This is a genomic window from Rhizobium ecuadorense, assembly GCF_001187535.1.
GTDB classification, from domain to species: domain Bacteria; phylum Pseudomonadota; class Alphaproteobacteria; order Rhizobiales; family Rhizobiaceae; genus Rhizobium; species Rhizobium ecuadorense.
This window is the reverse complement of the sequence record NZ_LFIO01001627.1, coordinates 1-410: the sequence shown is the minus strand read 5'-3', so window position 1 is coordinate 410 and position 410 is coordinate 1. Positions and strand designations below refer to the sequence as shown.

1 protein-coding gene is annotated in these 410 nt (G+C 63.4%); it reads left to right on the top strand.

Features of this window, described 5'->3' with window-relative positions:
- On the top strand, positions 1-410 hold a 410-nt coding region (locus AF337_RS32805), incomplete at both ends, for a VCBS domain-containing protein (protein WP_152971302.1).

Here is a 410-nt window from a genome sequence, read left to right as displayed (position 1 = left end):
GGTCAGGAACCTACGGCGTCAAGGTGACGGCAACCGACCTTGGCGGCCTTGCCGCCAACGAGACCTTCAACATCGCCGTATCGGTTCCCGGAAACACGACGCCGACGGCGGTTGCCGATACGGGCAACGCGACTGAGAAGGGCGGGGTCGCCAATGGTTCGGGCGGCGTGGTTGCTAGCGGCAACGTGCTGACCAACGACACCGATGCGGATGCCGGTGACACCAAGACGGTGACGGCGATCCGCTTCGGCGCCACAACCGGCACGCTCGGTTCGGCACTGAACGGCACCTATGGCAGCCTCGTGCTCAATGCATCAGGCACCTATAGCTATGCCGTCAACGAGAGCAATGCCGCTGTCCAGGCGCTGCGCCAGTCGACCAACACGCTGAGCGATGTCTTCAGCTATACG